Here is a 20,217-nt window from a genome sequence, read left to right on the forward strand (position 1 = left end):
AGGAAATTTTTGCATCGTTTAGAATGGCGGAAATACCCGACCTCACAGCATTGGTTTCTCCTATCGTAGAAGAAATGGGGCAAATGCCTTCTGGTGAAGTTAGAAATCGGGGGGCAGTTGAGAAGTGTTTTCCTTATGTTTCTTTGACTGCTTCGATCGCAGATGCCATTGAAGTGATGCAGCAAGCTAAAACGGACTATGTTTTAGTCGTTGATAACTTCGAGCAGTCTGCGGATTTGCTCTGTTCTGAAGAATCTGCTTTGAGCCAATCGACCGCGATCGAAACGCTGGGACTGCTGACGCAGCAAGCGATCGTGCAGGAAATTGCGGCGTCGGGCAATTTGTCGTCCTGTGATCTGACGGCACTGCCGATTCGATCGATCGTGCAGCCCGCCCTAACCCTGAGCGAAGCCGAGGCAGAGGATCTATCGCAGGTTTTTCTGATGTTTCAACAGCATCAGTTGAGCCATTTACCTGTTCTAGACGCTGTTGGGCGGGTCAGCCGGGTGCTCACAATGAGCGATGTGAGAGATACCTGTATGCGGCTGTACGCAGAACAGGAAGTGGAAATTCAGCACAACACTGGACAACTGCGCCTTGTGATTGAGTTTGAGGCAATTTTGCGGCGAATTGTCGATCACATTCGCAGTTCGCTCGACGAAGCGCGGATTCTCCAGACGGCGGTAGAAGAACTGGGCGCAGGCTTAGGCATTAACTCCTGCAACATCGCGCTGTATGACCTAGAGCAGGGCACTTCCACGATTCTTTATGAGTACAACCCTCCGGTAATTCCGTTTCGCGGTCGTACGGCACGGCTTGCCAACTATCCCGAATTCTATGACCAGCTTCTGCAAGGGCAGAGCCTTCAGTTTTGCAATTTGCAGCCTAACCCGATTCGCGGACGGCGAGCGATTTTGGTGTGCCCGATTTTCGATGACCGTCAGGTTTTGGGGGATATCTGGCTGATCAACGATCGGGACTACAGCTATCGCTCCTATGAAATTCGGCTGGTGCAGCAGGTGGCAAACCAGTGTGCGATCGGCTTACGGCAGTCGCGGCTGTATCAGGCAGTGCAGCAGCAGGTTGAGGAACTGACCCGCCTGAATCTGCTGAAGGATGATTTCTTGAGTACAGTTTCCCACGAACTGCGGAGTCCGATCACCAATGCAAAAATGGCAGCTCAAATGCTGGAAATCGTGCTTCAAAAGGCAAATATGCTCAATCCTGAGTTACCTAGGCCACTCGATCGCTATCTGCAAATCCTCAAAGACGAGTGCCAGCGCGAAATTAGCCTGATTAACAACCTGCTCGATCTAACTCGCCTGAATGACGAATCGGAGCCGCTGCGGCTAACTGCGGTTGATCTCTCGCTGCTCATTCCTCAAATCACACAAGGCTTTTTAGAGCGCATCCAGAACCAAAATCAAGAGCTAATCTATAAATTGCCGCCTGATCTGCCGCTTGTGCAAACCGAGGTTACTGCGCTAGAGCGGGTTCTGATCGAACTGGTGAATAACGCCTGCAAATACACGCCGCCCCAGGAAAAAATCATTATCCGAGTTCAGGTTGCTCCACAAACGCTGCAAATCTCGATCTGTAATACGGGCATCGAAATTCCTGAAGCAGAGCGCAGTCGCATCTTCGATCGGTTTTATCGCATTCCGAACAACGATCCCTGGAAGCACGGCGGTACGGGATTGGGCCTAGCACTGGTGCGAAAACTGACGGAACGCTTGAAAGGAACGATTTGCCTTCAGGTCGGGTCCAATCAAACCACTTTTGTGATTGAGTTGCCCAGGGCGATCGAGGAGTAGGAGAGAAGTAGGAACAGATTGATGCGATCGATTTGACGCGACCGATCCCACAAACTGCTCTCTCGCCCCCAATTCAGGGAAAATCTCTCCTACGGGTTCTCAAAGTCTGCCAAAACCTGGGGCATTTCGGGGGCGGAGTAGAACTCCTAATTCTTCTCAAACACCCCCTCAAACCTTAACTGCCAATCTCTGCCAAAATATCAGTCGCGTGGCTTGCCGTGTCTATGGTTGAGTAAACTTTCGCAATTTTGCCCGACCCATCAATCACATAAGTAACTCGCTTTGAGTAGCCGCCGCCGTCTACATCGTATGCCTTGGTGATCTTGCCATCCACATCTGCTAACAGCGGAAAGGGCAGATTGTACTTTTGGGTAAATGCCTGGTGAGAGGTTTCGTCGTCCATGCTCACGCCAAACACGGTGATATCTTTGCCTTGATAGTCGCTGTAGTAGTCGCGAAAACCGCAGGCTTCTTTGGTGCAGCCAGGAGTGTCATCTTTGGGGTAGAAATACAGCACGACGGTCTTTCCGGCATAGTTAGACAGCGTGACGGTGTTGCCGTGGGTATCTTTGACGGTGAAATTGGGTGCAGTTGCGCCTTCGGTAAGCGGCATCGTCTTGTCTCCTTTTCGAATGCGGATAGACAACCAAAAATCTTAACCTAGTTTGGGTACAGGCTGGTGAATGCGCTGGTGATTGACCGATCGCCTCATGCACGCTGAATGCATTATCAACGCACCATTAATGCGCCTTCATCCAAGTAAAGTAAAAAGTCGCTCCCTGACCGATATCCGATTCGACCCAGACTCGACCCCCGCGCATTTCAACAGTTTTTTGCACTACTGCCAGTCCGATTCCGGTTCCTTCCACCTGATCGCGGGCTTCAAGCCGCTGAAAAATGCCCCAAATTTTGGGTTGATATTCGGGCACAATTCCTGCACCGTTATCGGCAACGGCAAATTCATAAAAGTGATCCTGCTCGCGCACGCGAATCTCGATTTTGGACGGGTGCTTGGACGGGTGTTTGGACTGTTGCAGTTCTTCCCCAGTTTTGGGATGAGGGACTTGCCCGTACTTCAGCGCATTGCTGATCAGATTGAGGAAAACTTGCTCTAGTGGCACTCTTTCCGTGATCAGCGTTGGCATTTCGGGCTGAATAATAATTTGCACTTCCGGCAGTGAAGACAATAGCTCGATCGTTTCCTGCAAAAGCTGCTGAACGCTGAGCCGCTCCAGTTTTCCCTTAAATCGTCCTGCCCGCGAATACTGCAAGATCCCATCGATTAAGCCTTCCATCCGATGCACCCGCCCCCGCAGCAGTTTCATTTGCTGACGCGCATCGTTGGTCAGAACGTCTTCCAGATCTTCTTCTAGCCAGGTCGAAAGGTTGGCGATCGCCCGTAAAGGAGCCTTTAAGCCGTGAGAAGCAATATAGGCAAACTGATCGAGTTCTCGATTGCTAGCTTCCAGGGCGCGGGTGAGCTGCAATAGTTCCTCTGCCTTGCGCTCGACTTCCTGCCGCGATCGAACCTGATCGGTCACATTAACTGCATGAACCATGATCCCGTAGACCTGATGGTTTGCGTCAAATAGCGGCTGGTAAACGTAGTTCCAGAAGCTCTCTTCGATTTTACCGCCGCCATTGTGATCGAAAACTGCCCGCTCCTCGCGCCCCCCATAAGCCTCACCGCTTTCATACACCCGATCGGGCAGCTCGTAAAAGCCCTGCTGATTAAGGACAGGCAACGCTTCTCGCACCGGTTGCCCAATACAGTCTTCTCCCACCAGTGAACTGCTGAAACAGAGCATTTGCCGTTTGGATTACATGATTAGAACCGTGTGTTATCCAGATGGCAGCCGGAGCCCGAGCAAACACGCCCTGAAGTTCTGCTCGCGCTGCCTGAGCTTCTGCCAGAGCCTGATCGCGCAGTTCTTGTTCCTGTTTTTGATCGGTGATATCCCGCGATACGCCAACGATTTCAACGACCTGTCCGGTGATGTCAAAAATGGGCGATTTGATCGTGTGGAAAAAGCGAACTTCACCGTCAGCGCGAACATTCGATTCTTCTGAAACTTCGATCGGCTGTCCTGAGGCAAACACTTCAGCATCAGTATCAGAATGCAGGGTGTAGTGGAAGCGCAGTTCTTCGATCGTTTTGTCGTAGTAGTTCTGGGTTGCCTGGTTTGCATAAATTAGGCGGGAGTTGGGTGCGAGGCTGTAGACCATATCCTGCACCGAGTTGAGGATTTGGGCATAGCGATATTCGCTGTCACGCAGGGCAATTTCAATCTTTTTGCTATCGGTAATGTCGCTATGAATGCCAATCCATTCACGGACAGTGCCATCGGTTTCAAGGACGGGCACGGCTCGCACAGACATCTCGCGATACATACCATCCTGTCGCCGCAGTCGATGCTCAACTTGATACATCGTTTGGGTTGTCAGCGCATGATTCCAAGCTTGAGCGGTCTGAGCGCGACCGTCTGGATGAACTGCAGTGAGCCAGCCCCAGCCCAAATATTCTTCAAGCGATTGTCCGGTAAAGGCACTCCATCCCGGCTGCTCTGAAACGAATTCTCCGTTTGCTTTCGTATCCCAAACAATTTGCGATGTGGCTTCAACCAGCGATCGATAGCGTTCTTCGCTTTTTCGCAGGGCTTCTTTGGCAGTTTCGAATTCCTGTCGCTCCGCGCGTTCGCGCTGCAATTCCCGATGGCGTTCTTCGGCTTCTCTTTCTTTTATCTTTTCGTTTGTAATATCGAGCATGATACCGTGCAGCATTTGCGGTCTGTTCTGGCTATCTTTGATCACACGCACGATATCTTTTAGCCAGATAATTCGCCCATCGGCAGCGATCGCTCGATACTCAAACTCGTGGTCGCGTCCTTCCTTAGCGGCACAGAGGCAGAATTGAATGCTGCGACCCGATCCTTTGGATGCAGAAGTGTATCCTGCCAAAAAGTCAGTTCCGAAAGCCACTGCTGCACTGGATACCCCAAAATCTGCTCAGCTCGATCGCTGACAAACGTAAATTGCCAGGTCGCCAGATCCATTTCCCAGACGATCGCATCCAAATCTTGCAGCAAAGTAAAAAATCGATCGCGAACTGCTGTTTCTGTCTGAACTGTTTCTGCCTGGGCTGTTTCTGTCTGAACTGTTTCTGCCTGGGCTGTTTCTGTCTGAACTTTAGTCTGGAAAGCTTCACTGGATTGCATCGATACATCACCAGATACCCCAGACCGATTTATAATCCAATACTCCTTCGATCGCTGGCTCGATCAGTAATGATGCCAAAGGGATTATCAGCTACGGGAGTTAAAGTTACATCTATAAGAGGAGCGATGCTGCTGTGCTTCTTGCTCAGCTTGGAAGTCCCTCAGAATTGGGAGATTCAGGGGGGCTGCAAGATTTGAAACTTAAAACAGTAACCCCCCGAAACAGCACCTTCTGTAGAACAGTAGAACCAGGAAATCGTGCGAGTCTTTATTACAGGAGCCACGAGAAATGTTGGCGCAGAAACGATGCGGAGCCAGCATTATCCTAAAGTCGCGATCGTTGCTAGAGTACGGTCACCGCAGTCTGGAACTTTCGGCAGGCGGCTGCTCCTCTTGTCCAATCAGTTCAGGATAGGAAGGTGCAACAGGCAAAGATTTCATCTCGTTAGTGGCAATATGACCCAGATAAAATGCCCCTGCTTCAATATCCAGTGAATGGGCAGTTACATCTCCTTCCAGGCGACCTGTGCGCGTGAGCGTGAGCCGTCCTTCGGCAATCACTCTGGCTTTCACCACACCATGCACCACAATATTATTTGCTCGTAGCTCTGGACCTTCAACCAATCCCGACTGGGAAATTTCCATATCGCCCCGAACTTCCACTGTGCCATGCACAATGCCATCCACGCGCAAATTTCCCTCGACGTTAAGAACTCCCTGGATTTCGCAGGTTGAGCTGATGTAGGTCAATGAAGAAGACGGATTGCGCTTAAACATCCTTAAACCGTAAAAAACAACCATTAAAAAAGAAGAAATAATCTAGCCTGAGCGCGAGCCTCTTGAGGGTAGTCCAAGTATCTGGTATAGCAAGTATCCGGTATAGAACTATAGCCCATTCACACAAATTGACAAACAAAAAAATCCCCCGCTATTGGAGGGATTCATTGAGCCTAACCGTGAGAGATGCTTATAACAGCAGGAGAATTAACCGTTGATTACAGGAGCGGTCAGTGCAACCGGAGTTTCTGCACCCGCAGCCAGGTCAAGCGGGAAGTTGTGAGCATTACGCTCGTGCATCACTTCCATGCCCAGGTTGGCGCGGTTTAGCAGGTCTGCCCAGGTGTTCACCACCCGTCCCTGCGAATCCAGAATGCTCTGGTTGAAGTTGAAGCCGTTCAGGTTGAACGCCATTGTGCTGATGCCCAGTGCCGTGAACCAGATACCGACCACTGGCCACGCACCCAGGAAGAAGTGTAGTGCCCGGCTGTTGTTGAACGAAGCATATTGGAAGATCAACCGACCAAAGTAGCCGTGTGCAGCCACGATGTTGTAGGTCTCTTCCTCTTGCCCAAAGCGGTAGCCGTAGTTCTGCGACTCGTTTTCGGAGGTTTCCCGCACCAGCGAAGAAGTTACCAGCGAACCATGCATTGCAGAGAATAGCGAACCGCCAAAGACAGCTGCCACGCCCAGCATATGGAACGGGTGCATCAAGATATTGTGCTCTGCCTGAAATACGAACATAAAGTTGAACGTTCCAGAGATACCTAGCGGCATACCATCCGAGAACGAACCTTGTCCGATCGGGTAGATCAGGAACACTGCCGTTGCAGAAGCCAGCGGTGCAGAGTAAGCCACACAAATCCAGGGGCGCATTCCGAGACGGTAGGAAAGCTCCCACTGACGACCCAAGTAGCAGAAGCAGCCGATCAGGAAGTGGAAAACGACGAGCTGGTAAGGGCCACCGTTGTAGAGCCACTCATCCATGCTGGCGGCTTCCCAAATCGGGTAGAAGTGCAGACCGATCGCGTTGGACGACGGAATCACTGCACCCGTAATAATGTTGTTGCCATAAAGCAAAGAACCTGCCACAGGTTCACGGATGCCATCAATGTCCACGGGAGGAGCAGCGATAAAGGCAATGATGTAACAGATTGTTGCAGAGAGCAGCGTCGGGATCATGATGACGCCAAACCAACCGATGTAAACCCGGTTTTCGGTAGACGTAATCCAATCGCAAAAACGCTCCCACAGACCTGCGCCTTCGCGCTTCTGAAGAGTAGTTGTCATGATTGCTATGGTTTAAGAAATGATGCGATTAAATGTATGAGCAAGTGGAACCTCGCTGTCATTTATCGTAGGCGGAGTTGCAGAATTTGCCAAGAATGGTGATTCTTTGCAACAGTAATTTATGTACCGATATGAAGACAGATTTGAGTATTTAATCAATCTATTATTTCAATCTGTTTACAATTCAAATTCAGTACAAAATTGCGATCGATTGCTTCTAATTCAATTGGAATCAGGTAATTCACAATTTGCGTTGGGTGGTACATCGGAGCAGCTTCAGCACAAAGCAACTACATCAAAATCAAAAATAGCCGCTGAAACAAAAGAATTGCTTCAAATTTCAGCAAATTTTGTTCACAACTATTCACTCAGGTTTACAAACTAATGTGTCTAATTTGTGAGTCGGATTAAATTGCCCGGCAGGGGGCACTGCCATTAGTTACCCTGCTCCTGTAAATTTGCTTTTAGAGCAAGGAAAGTCAATCATTACAGCAATTTAATGAACTCTTGTAAGGGCTTTTCTCAGCAAACCTGTGACGATCGCCGGAGTCTCTAGGTGAGGTAAAACGCCTGCATCAGGAATCGTCCAAAACTCCCGAACTGCTCCAGAACTCAGCCCAGCAAGCCGTTTGCCTACAGCAGGACTGCCAAAGCGGGACTTCTCGCCCCAAACAAAGAAAGTCGGTATGTTGAGCTGCGGTAAATACAGCGACAAATCAAAACATAAGTCGCCCCTGAGCGAGGCTAGAGCTGCATAGTCCGCGTTAAGCTGCTGCGCTGAGGTGAGGTACGCTTCCACCATTTCCTGCGTCACCCGTGATCGATTCGCAAAGAGAAACTGCTCTAGAAAATTACGCACCGCAAACTCATTTGCCGCGCCTGCGGAATACAGCAAGCGATCGATTCCTGGAATGCCTGCAATTTTCGCTGGAAGCCCGTTACCATAATTTGAATCAAAATCTGAATAGCCTGCGGGCGACACCAGAAACAGCGATTGAAACAGATCGGGACGCTGAATTGCTAATCGAATCACTAAACCCCCGGTGAGCGAAGCAGAGACGACCGTAGCAGGTGTGCCAATTTTTTCCAGCAGTTCCGTAATGACCTGAAAATAGTCTTCGGGCTGATAGTCTCGTATCGGATGGGTCGATCGTCCCCAGCCAATTAAATCGGGCGCGATCACCCGATAATCGGGCGCAAAAGCCGGATATACTTTTGACCACTCATAAGCTGACGAACCGCCACCCAAACTGTGCAGAAATACAAGCGGCGGCAAATCTTCTCCCACTTCAGGATGTCCGCGCCAGGGGCGATCGGTTGGGGTGTAGTAAACCATCACTCCCAGGAACGTGGTAATAATATGCTGCGTGAATCCGGGCGGCTGAAACTGAGGCATCGGCTTAAAGATTAATCGGCTTGAGGATTAACAGAATTTAAATCAACTAACTTCAAATCAACAAAATGAACCTACTTCAAATCAACAGAATGAACTTAGGGAGGGGCAAACGTTGGGAGGGCAAACGTCCCAAGCATAGCGGATTTCATTGAGGTTCGATCGCAGCCAAAACCTTATCCAGTTCGATATCTAAATTCAATATCTAATTCGATCGAGCCTTTTAATGGAACCCTTCGACGTACTGCTTTAGCTCTCTTGCCATGCGGCGTAAGCCCTGCTGCTCGTCCTGACGCAGAAACAGCAGAAAAACATGGGTCACGGCTCCCGAAAGGTTCTCCTGGTGAATGTATTTTGTGCGCTGGCGATCGATTTGCTGCAACTGGAAGACGCTCTCACTGCGAAATCCGGGCGCGGTATAAACCCATCTCAAACAGGTTTCAGGCTGGAGTAAGGTAATGTGCGGTTCAAATTCGGTTTCACTTTCTTCGCGCACCCGCCGCAGCGACAGGTGAACTTTTCTCCCCTGAGTAAAAGGCTTTCTGGGATTGCGATCGTACAGAAACGTGTTCCAATACAGCCATTTCTCTTTATGGATCAGGGCTTCCCAGACAACTGGCTTGGGTGCATTGATTTCGATTTCGGTGTAGAGACTGGGCATAGCTGCCGGAAAGTGCTGCGTGTTTCGTGTGCAAGGGTACAGTTTAACGGGTGAGCTGCCTCTTAGACTGGGCAGTGCATCACTGCAAGGACTAAGATTTCAATAGGATTTCGATCGCCAACGATTTAAGAGTTCCGCGAATTCCCACCGATGTAACGATAGGTTTTAGAGGATGTTTGAAAAGTCATCATGATGCCTCGAACCGCCCCCTCGTGGGTCAATCGGGTTAATCGGGTCAATTTTGGCGAGAAACCCACTTTAGGAGATTCAGATTAGGGAATTCAAAGTCCGCCAGTATTGAGGGGTTAGGGGGCAATGTAGGATATTAGACATTTTTCAAACATCCTGCTAATCTGCCGCTCCCATTGAATGACTTACTTTCGGCAACTTCCATTCAGCTGCGCCCACCCTTTAGCCACGTACGCATAGGAGCATTTAGCGATCGTATGGTCAGTCTGACACCCAACCCTAGCTATAGTTTAACGATTCGGATTCAGCTGCCCAACATTGCCGGGACGCTGGCTCCTGTGATTCAGGCGATCGCTGGGACAGGCGGAAATATTGGCCAGATTGATCTGATCGAAGTCAACCGCAAAACGCTTATCAGAGAAATTACCGTAGATGCATCGAGCGCAGATCATTCTGAGGCGATCGTTCACGCGATTAAAGACGTTCAGGGCATCAAGATACTGGATGTCTACGATCGCACATTCAGCCTGCATCGGGGCGGCAAGATCAGCGTGCAGAGCAAGATTTCGCTGAAGCGTCAAAGCGATCTGGCAATGGCTTATACGCCCGGAGTGGGGCGAATTTGTACGGCGATTGCCCAGCAGCCAGAGCGGGTTTATGAGCTGACGATTAAAAGTAATACGGTGGCGATCGTCACAGACGGCAGCGCAGTCCTGGGGCTGGGAAATCTGGGCGCAGCGGGGTCAATGCCTGTCATGGAAGGCAAGGCAATGCTGTTTAAAGAATTCGCCGGAATCGATGCCTTTCCTATTTGTCTGGCGACTCAGGATGTCGATGAGATTGTGCAGACGGTGAAGCATATTGCCCCAGTTTTTGGCGGTGTGAACCTGGAAGATATCAGTGCGCCGCGCTGCTTTGAGATCGAAGCCCGCCTGAAGCAGGAACTCGATATTCCCGTGTTTCACGATGACCAGCACGGTACGGCGATCGTCACTCTGGCAGCTCTGCTAAACGCGCTCAAGGTCGTTCACAAATCGATTGATCAGGTGCGAATCGTGATTAATGGGGCAGGTGCAGCCGGAATTGCGATCGCCCAGCTTTTGCAAACCGCAGGCGCAACCCGAATTGTAATGTGCGATTCACGCGGCATTCTCTCCACCGCTCGGACTGACCTGAACGACCAAAAGCGCAAGTTTGCCGTTTCGGAAAGCGGGTTGCTAGCAGATGCCATGATCAACGCAGACGTATTCCTGGGGGTCAGTGCGCCGGGCGTAGTCAGTGTTGAAATGGTCAAATCAATGGCAGACGAGCCGATTGTCTTTGCAATGGCAAACCCTATTCCCGAAATCCAGCCCGAACTGGTGACGGATTTAGTGGCAGTCATGGCAACCGGACGCAGCGACTACCCCAATCAAATCAACAACGTCCTGGCGTTTCCCGGTGTCTTTCGCGGAACGCTCGACTGTCGTGCCAAAACCATGACCACCCAAATGTTTCTTGAAGCGGCAAAGGCGATCGCCTCCCTAGTTAACCCAACTGATCTCAGCCGGGAACAAATTGTGCCCTCGGTCTTTGACGATCGGATCGCAATTTCAGTGGCGGCAGCAGTGCGTTATGCGGCAAGAGCTGAGGGCATTGCTCACGATTAAACCTGTCAAAGATTAAACCTGTAAAATAGGAAGGAATCAAAAGAGCTGGAAGTTTTGCCCCTGCTGATCATCTCTCTGGTTAGCTTTTTTGGGCAAGTTGTTCTTTGCTTCCCTACTTCGATCATTAAATTTGTGCCTTATTCTGAGCTTCCTGATTCGTTTGACGTTTTGATTATTGGCGGTGGTGCGGCTGGACTATATGCAGCACTTCGCATTCCCCAGCATTACCGCGTTGGCCTAATTACCAAAGAAACCCTCTCTCTCTCTGCGAGTGGCTGGGCACAAGGGGGCATTGCAGCCGCGATCGACCCGCAGGATTCGCCGAGTTTACATATCGAAGATACGCTGAAGGCAGGGGCAGGCTTGTGCGAGCCACAGGCAGTCGAGCTTTTGGCAACCCAGGCTGCGGACTGTATTGCGTCGTTGCTTGAGATGGGCGTGCGGTTTGATCGGCGGGAAAATCAGCTCGCTCTGACGCTAGAGGCGGCTCATTCTCAACGGCGAGTGCTTCATGCAGCAGATACAACAGGCAGAGCCTTGGTGAATACGCTCGTAGAGCAGGTTTTAAAGCGATCGAACGTTCAAATCCTGGAGCAGGCATTTGTGCTGGATCTGTGGCTAGAAAACCAGCAATGTTGCGGGGTCAGTTTGCTGTACCAAAACCTGCTTTGCTGGCTGCGGGCAGGAGCGGTCATTCTGGCGACGGGTGGCGGCGGGCAGGTCTTTGCCCAAACGACAAATCCGGCAGTCAGCACAGGCGACGGGGTGGCGATGGCATGGCGGGCAGGGGCAGAGCTGCGCGATTTAGAATTTGTGCAGTTTCATCCCACTGCCTTGACTTACCCTGGCGCACCGCGATTTTTGATTAGCGAGGCGGTTCGGGGGGAAGGGGCGCATCTGGTGGACTCGGCTGGACACCGATTTGCCTTTGACTACCATCCGGCAGGTGAACTCGCACCGCGTGATGTGGTAAGTCGAGCAATTTTTAGCCATCTGCAAAAGACGGCTGCTGATCCTGCAATTGCTCACGTCTGGCTGGATTTGCGTCCCATCCCTGCAGCAACGATTCGCCATCGCTTTCCAAACATCATGGGAGTTTGCCAGCAGTGGGGAATTGATATTTTCCAACAGCCGATTCCGGTCGCGCCTGCGGCTCATTACTGGATGGGCGGTGTGACTGCCGATCGCCTCAATCAAACCACGATCGCCGGACTCTTTGCCGTTGGCGAAACGGCTAGCACAGGCGTACATGGTGCAAATCGATTAGCCAGTAATTCGCTGCTAGAATGCATCGTCTTTGGAGCGCAGTTTTCAGCGTTAGACTTACCCGTGACAGAACCAATTGCCGACCCAACGCTGAATCAGTCTTCTATCCAACGGGTAGAATGGTTCGATCGCAGGCAAGAAACGCTGCCGTGGCAAACGGATGCTGAATACTTGAGTAAACTCCGTGACCTGATTCCCCGATTGGTCTGGCAAAGTGCGGGAATTTGTCGAGAGGCAGCCTCACTTCGGCAAGCGATCGAGCAGATCGACCAATGGCAACAAAGGTTTGACCATCTGACCCTGAGTCAGGAGCTAAATCGCTGGCTCAGCAGCCCGTCCACTAACCGGATTACCCTGAGCGAAACTCTTGCACCATCTGCGCCATTCGAGCTAGCAAATTTGATCCGCCTGTGGGGCGAAACTCGCAATTTGCTCAACGTGGGCAATTTAATTCTTAAAAGTGCTGCCTTTCGCACTGAAAGTCGTGGAGGGCACTATCGCACTGATCACCCGAACATTGAACCTGACTGGCAAGTTCATACGCTGATTGAGAGCCATCGCTGGAAACGATCCGCAAGCATTGGCTGACGAGCACGATTTACCCTCAAGAAACTGAGCCGTTAGCGGGCTCCAGACCCCTGAGTGCGATCGGGTGTGCCTTCGCCCGGCATTGTGGGATTGTCGCTGTACTGACTGAGCTTAATCGAAGCCTTGTATACCTGCTTTGGAGCGGCAGGGCTGTTATCGTTGGCGAATAAGTTGCTGGAAAATGAATCGTTGGAAAGCGATTTTTCCTGTAAGTCGATCGATCCATTCACTGATTTTTGGATTTCACCGTTCTCACTGAATGCAGCCGCAGAGGCAGCGGGTAGAGCAATTCCAACGCTGATGCCTGCAATGTGCAAAACGTTTGCCATCACGACAACTGCAAAAACTCGCTTTAAGATATGCATAATTTCAACAAAACACCGTAGATTCACCCAAGTAGGGTTAGTATATCTGCCTATTTGCTAAAAAAGCCAGTGCATTCACTGACTTTATGATGAATCCGGGAAGTAATTGCTGACACCACCCAATGGGATGAGTTATATCCTTTACTGTAACTAAATAAATTAAGCCGTAAGTTCACTGACTTTATTAACGGCTAGAAAAGAATTTCTTCCAGAAGGAATATAGCCATTATGGCTTGCTCTCATGGAAACAACGGAGATCGTTACGCTTTGACGTGGATTGTAAACTCTTTTAGCATAGTGGCTTAATGTGATGAGATATAGCCAGTTAAATTCCGTAATCCCTACTGAGCTTTGCAAACTAAGATTCAGCTTTATGCCACTCTCCACCAGCTACATCGGCGAGATAAAATACAAAATCTGGCATGATTAGCTCATTGTCCTGTCGTAAGCAGCTCTGAGCCATGACCTCCGACCCAGCTCATTCCCAATCAGAAATTGCCCAATCAGAAATTGATATAGAAGCAGTCCAGCTTAATGAGTCTGCAACTTCTCCTCAGCTCGCTACTGATCAGTATCAGCGCAAAATGCAGCGGCGCAAAGAGGTACAGCAGCAGCGTTTAGCAGAGCGGACGTTAGAAAAAGGACTCATCATCGTTCACACAGGCAACGGCAAGGGCAAGACAACTGCTGCGCTGGGCATGGTGCTTCGATCGCTGGGTCACGGCTATCAAGTAGCGATCGTCCAATTTATCAAAGGAGCCTGGGAGCCTGCGGAAAAGCAAGTTTTTAGCCTCTGGCAAGATCAGCTTGCATTTCACGCGATGGGCGAAGGGTTCACCTGGGAAACTCAGGATCGCGATCGCGATATTCAAGCTGCCAAAGCTGCCTGGGAAAAAGCACTCACTTACATCAACAATCCAGAGTTTCGCCTAGTACTGCTCGATGAAATTAATATCGCGCTCAAGATGGGCTACTTGACCGTAGAGGAAGTTCTACAGGGACTCGATCGCAAGCCCGAAGACTCCCATGTGATTCTCACCGGACGGGCCGCACCGCAAGCATTGGTCGATCGAGCCGATCTCGTAACCGAAATGACGCTTGTGAAGCATCCCTTCCGTGAACAGGGAGTGAAGGCACAGCCGGGAATTGAGTTTTGAGTGGGGGTTCGAGTGGTGATTCGAGTGGTGGTTCGAGCTACTTTGCAGAAGACTTAAACGGACTGCGCTTTTTCCGAGCTTTTTCTTTTGCTCTTTCCCGCTCGTATTCCAGCTCCTTGAGCTTTTTCATGATGCGCCCGAAATACTCCTGCATATAGGATTCCAGCGTTGTGGTTTCCTCAGCCGCAATCCCGAATACTGCGTAGGTTTCGTCCATCGAAGCGGCCAGCGGCTTGCCCGAAGCGACGACTTCTGAAAAGGCAAGGCGATCGGCAAGGTTCCAGCCCCATTGAAAGAAGCGAGCCGTTCGTTCGACTGCCTTCAAAATCCCGCCAGGCATCCGCGTTACTCTGGCATCTTTACCCGATAGCCGCTCACAGAGTTTGATAATTTCATAAGCTCCCCATGCTTTAGGACCCACCACGGGAAAGCTGCGACCGCTTGCTGCTGACACTTTTAATGCCTGAACCGCAAACTTAGCAATATCTTGCGTATCCATATAGGCGATCGGCGAACTCTCACCCATCACCCAAACCGCCTGATTTTCCAGGATCGGAATGGCATATTGACCAATCAGCCCTTGCATAAAGCCACACGGCTTCAAAATAGTGTAGTTTAAGCCGGATTCTGCCAGATATAGCTCGGTGCAGCGCTTGACTTCCATCAAGGGCACATTGGGAAACTTCTCTGCATCCAGGATCGAGAAAAAGATGAATCGCTCTACGCCAGCCGCTTTTGCAGCCTGAATTAGATTTACCTTTCCTTCCCAGTCGACCTGCTTAATGCTTAAAGAGTCAGTGGGTCGGGTCGTGGCGGCATCAATAACAGCAGTTATGCCCTCTAATGCTTCAGGTAGGGTGTCAGCGTTGCACAAGTCACCCCGCACCAGCTCTGCCCCCCACTCCTTCAGGAAAGCAGCTTTTCTAGGGCTTCTGACCAGACAACGAACCTGATAACCCTCATCCAGGGCGCGTCGCGTGACTTGTCTTCCTAGAGTGCCCGTCGCACCAACGATGAGTAAGCTCATGAGGGCTTCCGTTACGAATCGTTAACTTTATTAGTTTACGATACCCTAAAACGCCTCAACCACCGCGAGGAAAAATTATTAGTAAAAGTGATTTCTCACGATTATTTCTCACGATTTAAGAGAGACTGCTGTTTTAAGGGGGACTGTTGCTTAAAAAGACAGCCACATTCCCAAGCGGACCTGAGAAGTGGCTGAGATCTATTGAGATCTATAAAGCCCATGAGGAGCCAACCCCTCAAATGTTCTTTTTGCGCTACTCTTCACTACCCTGAATTCGGAGCATCAGGAAGCCCAGGCCTAAACCCACGAGAATCAGGGTAAAGGAGAGCAGTGCTGCGTTTAACATTTCGCCGTTCATGCGTGGTTATACTCCTGCATCAAAAAATTGTTAGTGCTAGATTGAACCCTAGGTTTTTCTTGCAGTCGCGGAAAGCTATGCAGGAAAGCCTGGGCAAGAATGCCTATACAAGTATCTTAGGGTAGTTTGACGGTGATCTAAAGGGCTGAATATGCGAACACCAACCGCAGTCAATGTTGCGTCCCGTCCTCGACTGGCGATCGTGTTAGGCGACCCTGCCGGAATCGGGACGGAAGTGGTTTTGAAGGCACTAAGCGACCCTGCGCTGACCGAGTCCTGTCAAATAACGCTGATTGGTAATCACGTCCTGCTGCACCACGCTTATCAACAGTTGCGCCAGACAGAGGCAATTCGGGCGAATTTGACCGTCCTAGCAAACCCTGATGATCTCGACCTGTATAATTTGCCGCTGGAATCGTCGGTGATTGAGCAAATTCAGTTGGGTACGGAGAATGCAGCGAGCGGTGCAGCCAGCTTTCGCTTTTTAGACACGGCGATCGATCGAACGCTGAACGGTCAATTTGATGGCATTGTCACTGCTCCGATCGCCAAGTCTGCGTGGAACGCTGCCGGATTTCACTATCCCGGACAAACAGAACTGCTGGCAAAAAAAGCAGGGGTAAGCCGCTATGGAATGCTCTTTGTTGCCCGATCGCCGCTTACAGACTGGACATTGAGAACGCTTTTAGCAACAACCCACATTTCACTGCGGCAGGTTCCCGATGCGCTCACGGCAGATTTGCTGACGCTGAAACTGGAACTGCTAATCGAGTGCCTGCACCAGGATTTTGGCATTGAGCAGCCCCGAATTGCGATCGCCGGACTGAACCCCCATAGCGGTGAACAGGGGCAATTGGGACGAGAAGAACAGGATTTCCTGCTGCCCTGGCTGCGGCAAATGGGCGATCGGTTTCCTCAGGTCAAACTTGATGGACTGATTCCGCCGGATACGCTGTGGGTACGTCCGGGACAAGCTTGGTGGGGTAGCGTAACGCCTGACGCAGCTCATGACGCCTATCTCGCGCTATATCACGATCAGGGATTAATCCCAGTGAAACTGCTGGCGTTCGATCGAGCCGTAAATACGACGATTGGGCTACCCTTCGTTCGCACTTCTCCTGATCATGGAACCGCGTTTGATATCGCCGGACAGGGAATTGCTCAGGCAACCAGTTTTAGAGCGGCGATCGATTTGGCGATTGAGCTAGCTCAGCAACGAATAACTCAGCAGTGTTCCCAGATCAGCCCGTAATTTAACGCAGGATGAAGCGGTATTTAAGATCTCTTGAAAGAAACTACGGAGTATTTTGCCAATTAACCGGGTGCCCTGAAACCGATTTAGTCTACCTTTAGGCTGAAACTTTATGTCAAGGTTTGCTGACTTCTGCAATTTTTATTAATATACGAGGAGGAAGATCAGCGCAAGAATAAAAAATATTCAGTATAGCCTAATACAAAAACAGCTCTAAAGAACTTGTTTTAGGTTATTCTACCTACGGAATTTCATAGCGTTTTGCTCTGTTTGTAACTTTATTGCGTGGGATTTGGCTTTCTGGCTTATTTCCCGATCTTCTCTGCTTCTAGCTTGTCTGCTTTACTTCGTGACGATCATTTTTGTAGCTGAGGGTGAATCATGGTTCAGTCTATTCAATACTCAATAGATCTGCTTCAGGATGAGGCGCGAGAACTTGTTCATAAGGGCGTAATTAGCCGAAATCAGCCGATTTACGTGCTTTGTCAGTACATTCCTGCTCGTGAGTGGGCGTTTGTAGAATGCGTCCTGGAAAACAACGACTTCCTGCTTCGCGATCGAATTGCAGACTTATTAGGACGGGAGGAGTGGTCGAACGACTAATTCTTCTCTAGTTCCTAATAAATGATTTATTGAAGCAAGGCTACGGGGGTTGGACTCGTAGCTTTTTAATTTTCGTTAATTCTTGCTGAATCTGTCCTTACCCCTGTTGTCACCCCACTAACCGCCCCACGGAATCTTTCATATCGTTCAGCAGGGATATCTGCTTTAGCCATACTGCTCTAAATACTGAGCAATGTCTTCATTGATTCGCGTTAGCTCTGCTTCAGTGGTGAGGCGAATTCGATCGTCCCGCAGGGTAATCAGAAGCTTAGCTGCAAACGGACTCGACCAAATATTGGGATTGCAAAACACTTCAAGAAAAACCTCCCCGGTATGGCGATATTCGAGGGGCGGCTGGGGTTCAGGTTTGCTGCCTGCTGCTCTTGCCGCTGTTGCTTTTAGGCTTTGCATTAAGACTGCGATCGCGCTTTGCAGTTCTCTTGCGGCTGTGGGGCTGAAGGCAAAAATCACAGAACCTTCGGATAGATTGAGCTTGATTGGTGAAGAAGACATACTTTACTAAGTTGTACTGAGTTGTACTGAGTTGCTCTTAAACTGCTGCCAGGTTGCCTGACGTCACGTTGCTTTAAGCAAGGATTGCCGGAGCGTGATAATTCTCCCATCCTAACGACCCTTTTGTGATTCGCAAGCAGAGAAGGGCATGAATCTTAGCCGATGGGCTTCCGGCAGATTATCCTTCGTCTGTCGCTTGCGGTCATTCGATCGGCTCAGTAGATTAAGGGAAGAAAAGCGAGACCATGAGGGCGATTTCCCATTCAGGCACGAGGAAAAAGCTGTGGCAATTGATAATCGATCGACTGTTCGCAGAGTTTTAGTGATTACGCTGCTGCTGAATCTATTTGTGATGGGATTAAAGGGAGCAGTGGGGTTCTGGACGGGTTCGCTGAGTTTGCTCGCCGATGCAATCCACAGTTTTACCGATAGTGCGAACAACGTTCTGGGATTAGTGACCAGCCAATTATCCTCACCGCAGCCCGATCGCGACCACCCCTATGGGCATCAAAAATATGAGGCGATCGGGGCTCTGGGAATTGCTGCCTTTCTGGGAATTGCCTGCTTTACAATTTTGGAGGGAGCGGTCGAGCGTCTTTTAACAGGCGGAGCAGAGGTACAAATTGCTGCGCCAGAACTGGGGCTACTGCTCCTCGTGTTAGGCATCAATATTTTTGTGGCATTTTATGAGCGGCGAGTCGGTCGGCGGATTGGCAGTCCGATCTTGCTTGCCGATGCTCAGCACACGATGAGCGATATCTGGGTAACAATCACCGTTCTGACAGGATTACTCGGCATCTGGATTTTTGGCATTCAGTGGCTGGATGTGGTATTGGCGTTTCCAGTTGCGCTGCTGGTTTTTCGGAGTGCCTGGAATGTGCTGCGGGATAATTTGCCCTGGCTGGTCGATGAGATGGCGATCGCGCCTGAAGCAATTCATGCGGTCGTGATGCAGGTTCCTGGTGTACTAAATTGCCACAGCATTGCCTCCAGAGGATTGCTCGGTCGCCAGGTATTCGTTGATATGCACCTGATTGTTAACGCTGCCGATGTCGAAACGGCTCATGCCATTACCGAAGCCGTCGAAGCTCGCTTGGAGCAGCACTATCATCCGGTGCGCGTCACAATTCACGTTGAGCCACCTTCGTATGAAAAAGAAGAAATCAGCTACGAGCCGCAGCCTTAGCTTCTCGTTCGATCGCTTCAATCAGGGTTAACTCTGTTCACCTTCGATCGCAGGAACAGGGAACCCTATTAATGTAGTTGTGCTGCCTCCATCATGATCGCGAGTTAATTCAGCGGTTGAGGGATTGCCCAGCCTAAACGAGTGGGTTGCTGATAAATGCGTCTCAGGGTGTTGATATCGCGATCAGAAAGCGGCGGCGGTTGGCGTACCTGCGCAGAATACATCACATCCGTTGCAGTCGGGCTATGTCCCCAGATGCCCAATGCATGCCCTAATTCGTGACGAGCAGCAGCGCGCAGATAGTCTTGCGTCTGACCCATGCCCAGCCAGATCGTCATTCGATGCAGAAGGATAGGCTTTTCTGGAATCGTGCGATCGACCCATAAATTAAAGCGAGTTTCGGCTGAACGGGCGCGAAGTTCGGGTTGGCGAGTTGCGCTTCGATCGACCTGAAGCGGTGGAGTTCTACGCCAGATGGCAATATCTGCGGTGTCGGGGACATTTACGACCGTCAACGGTAGATAGGCATTCCATTCCTGAATTGCAGCCGTAACCGCTGTGACCCATTCCTGGCTTCGGTCGGGCATCTGTGTGGCTGGTTCAAAATAAATCCGAACAGGAAAGCGCGACCAGATTAAATATCCAGCGATCGTCGGCTGTATCTTGTCAAAATAGTCATCAAAATACTCGCTTTGCGGTTCAGCTGCCTGTCCACGAGCCAGGGTTGCGGGCATGGTATGAGCCTGAGAAACAGGTAAAAATCGATCGATTTGGGCTGGAGTTGGGGACTGTGAGGTCGATCGAGACGGTGGGAGTTGAGCTTTTGCCCCTGGAATGTCTACTGTAAGTACTAGACCGATCGCCGCCAAGAAAGCGATAAAAAGCACTGAGCAAACAGCCCAGCGCAGTTTAGA

Annotated in this window: 20 protein-coding genes; 7 read left to right on the forward strand and 13 right to left on the reverse strand. The window is 50.4% G+C overall.

The genetic code is table 11. The features are described 5' to 3' along the window. Positions 1–23: 23 nt before the first annotated feature. Complete coding sequence (locus NDI45_RS13210; RefSeq protein WP_348247615.1) at positions 24–1,814, forward strand: ATP-binding protein; 1,791 nt, start codon at positions 24–26, stop codon at positions 1,812–1,814. A gap of 175 nt (positions 1,815–1,989) precedes the next feature. Here the strand turns inward: NDI45_RS13210 and NDI45_RS13215 are convergent, their stop codons facing one another. The 8 genes from NDI45_RS13215 to NDI45_RS13250 form a co-directional block, all read right to left on the reverse strand. Then, a complete protein-coding gene (locus NDI45_RS13215; RefSeq protein WP_190793385.1) occupies positions 1,990–2,427 on the reverse strand; it encodes a peroxiredoxin in 438 nt (145 codons plus the stop codon). A 127-nt stretch (positions 2,428–2,554) separates the two neighbouring features. Next, positions 2,555–3,598, reverse strand: a complete 1,044-nt coding sequence (locus NDI45_RS13220; protein ID WP_348247616.1) for an ATP-binding protein — start codon at positions 3,596–3,598, stop codon at positions 2,555–2,557. Further along, positions 3,546–4,730, reverse strand: coding sequence for a PAS domain S-box protein (locus NDI45_RS13225; RefSeq protein WP_348247665.1), 1,185 nt, complete (start codon positions 4,728–4,730; stop codon positions 3,546–3,548). The genes NDI45_RS13220 and NDI45_RS13225 overlap by 53 nt, the downstream gene beginning before the upstream one ends. After that, positions 4,640–5,029, reverse strand: a complete 390-nt coding sequence (locus NDI45_RS13230; RefSeq protein WP_348247617.1) for a PAS domain-containing protein — start codon at positions 5,027–5,029, stop codon at positions 4,640–4,642. The genes NDI45_RS13225 and NDI45_RS13230 overlap by 91 nt, the downstream gene beginning before the upstream one ends. 354 nt (positions 5,030–5,383) lie before the next feature. Next, a complete protein-coding gene (locus NDI45_RS13235; RefSeq protein ID WP_190793383.1) occupies positions 5,384–5,806 on the reverse strand; it encodes a polymer-forming cytoskeletal protein in 423 nt (140 codons plus the stop codon). A 207-nt stretch (positions 5,807–6,013) separates the two neighbouring features. Further along, positions 6,014–7,096, reverse strand: a complete 1,083-nt coding sequence (gene psbA, locus NDI45_RS13240; RefSeq protein ID WP_190793382.1) for a photosystem II q(b) protein — start codon at positions 7,094–7,096, stop codon at positions 6,014–6,016. Between the two features lie 496 nt (positions 7,097–7,592). Continuing rightward, positions 7,593–8,492, reverse strand: a complete 900-nt coding sequence (locus NDI45_RS13245; protein WP_348247618.1) for an alpha/beta hydrolase — start codon at positions 8,490–8,492, stop codon at positions 7,593–7,595. Between the two features lie 220 nt (positions 8,493–8,712). Beyond that, positions 8,713–9,150, reverse strand: coding sequence for an SRPBCC domain-containing protein (locus NDI45_RS13250; protein WP_348247619.1), 438 nt, complete (start codon positions 9,148–9,150; stop codon positions 8,713–8,715). A 446-nt stretch (positions 9,151–9,596) separates the two neighbouring features. On the opposite strand from NDI45_RS13250, the gene NDI45_RS13255 reads away from it, so the two are divergent. Beyond that, positions 9,597–10,988, forward strand: coding sequence for an NAD-dependent malic enzyme (locus NDI45_RS13255; protein WP_348247620.1), 1,392 nt, complete (start codon positions 9,597–9,599; stop codon positions 10,986–10,988). A 132-nt stretch (positions 10,989–11,120) separates the two neighbouring features. Continuing rightward, positions 11,121–12,842 carry an L-aspartate oxidase gene (gene nadB / locus NDI45_RS13260; RefSeq protein WP_348247621.1) on the forward strand — a complete coding sequence of 574 codons (1,722 nt, stop codon included), beginning with the start codon at positions 11,121–11,123 and terminating at the stop codon, positions 12,840–12,842. Between the two features lie 32 nt (positions 12,843–12,874). On the opposite strand, the gene NDI45_RS13265 is transcribed toward nadB, so the two are convergent. After that, positions 12,875–13,207 carry a hypothetical protein gene (locus tag NDI45_RS13265; protein WP_206755098.1) on the reverse strand — a complete coding sequence of 111 codons (333 nt, stop codon included), beginning with the start codon at positions 13,205–13,207 and terminating at the stop codon, positions 12,875–12,877. A 461-nt stretch (positions 13,208–13,668) separates the two neighbouring features. On the opposite strand from NDI45_RS13265, the gene cobO reads away from it, so the two are divergent. Further along, positions 13,669–14,364, forward strand: a complete 696-nt coding sequence (cobO, locus tag NDI45_RS13270) for a cob(I)yrinic acid a,c-diamide adenosyltransferase (protein WP_348247622.1) — start codon at positions 13,669–13,671, stop codon at positions 14,362–14,364. A gap of 37 nt (positions 14,365–14,401) precedes the next feature. On the opposite strand, the gene NDI45_RS13275 is transcribed toward cobO, so the two are convergent. Further along, positions 14,402–15,391 (reverse strand): SDR family oxidoreductase, encoded by a 990-nt coding sequence (locus NDI45_RS13275; protein WP_348247623.1) that lies wholly within the window; start codon positions 15,389–15,391, stop codon positions 14,402–14,404. A gap of 253 nt (positions 15,392–15,644) precedes the next feature. Beyond that, entirely contained in the window at positions 15,645–15,749 is a 105-nt protein-coding gene (locus NDI45_RS13280) for a PetM family cytochrome b6-f complex subunit 7 (protein WP_190793374.1), read from the reverse strand. 151 nt (positions 15,750–15,900) lie between these two features. Here NDI45_RS13280 and pdxA point away from each other — a divergent pair, with 151 nt between their 5' ends. Further along, positions 15,901–17,001 (forward strand): 4-hydroxythreonine-4-phosphate dehydrogenase PdxA, encoded by a 1,101-nt coding sequence (gene pdxA, locus NDI45_RS13285; protein ID WP_348247624.1) that lies wholly within the window; start codon positions 15,901–15,903, stop codon positions 16,999–17,001. Positions 17,002–17,382: 381 nt separating this feature from the next. Then, entirely contained in the window at positions 17,383–17,604 is a 222-nt protein-coding gene (locus NDI45_RS13290) for a DUF4327 family protein (protein WP_190793372.1), read from the forward strand. Positions 17,605–17,769: 165 nt separating this feature from the next. Here NDI45_RS13290 and NDI45_RS13295 read toward each other — a convergent pair whose 3' ends face one another. Continuing rightward, a complete protein-coding gene (locus NDI45_RS13295) occupies positions 17,770–18,117 on the reverse strand; it encodes a hypothetical protein (RefSeq protein WP_348247625.1) in 348 nt (115 codons plus the stop codon). A gap of 283 nt (positions 18,118–18,400) precedes the next feature. On the opposite strand from NDI45_RS13295, the gene NDI45_RS13300 reads away from it, so the two are divergent. Continuing rightward, positions 18,401–19,303 (forward strand): cation diffusion facilitator family transporter, encoded by a 903-nt coding sequence (locus tag NDI45_RS13300; RefSeq protein ID WP_348247626.1) that lies wholly within the window; start codon positions 18,401–18,403, stop codon positions 19,301–19,303. A 104-nt stretch (positions 19,304–19,407) separates the two neighbouring features. On the opposite strand, the gene NDI45_RS13305 is transcribed toward NDI45_RS13300, so the two are convergent. Further along, the gene (locus tag NDI45_RS13305) at positions 19,408–20,190 is read right to left on the reverse strand and encodes a peptidase (protein ID WP_348247627.1); all 783 of its coding nucleotides are present in this window, start codon (positions 20,188–20,190) and stop codon (positions 19,408–19,410) included. Positions 20,191–20,217 lie beyond the last annotated feature (27 nt).

This window comes from Leptolyngbya sp. GB1-A1 (genome assembly GCF_039962475.1).
Taxonomy (GTDB): domain Bacteria; phylum Cyanobacteriota; class Cyanobacteriia; order Elainellales; family Elainellaceae; genus Leptolyngbya_A.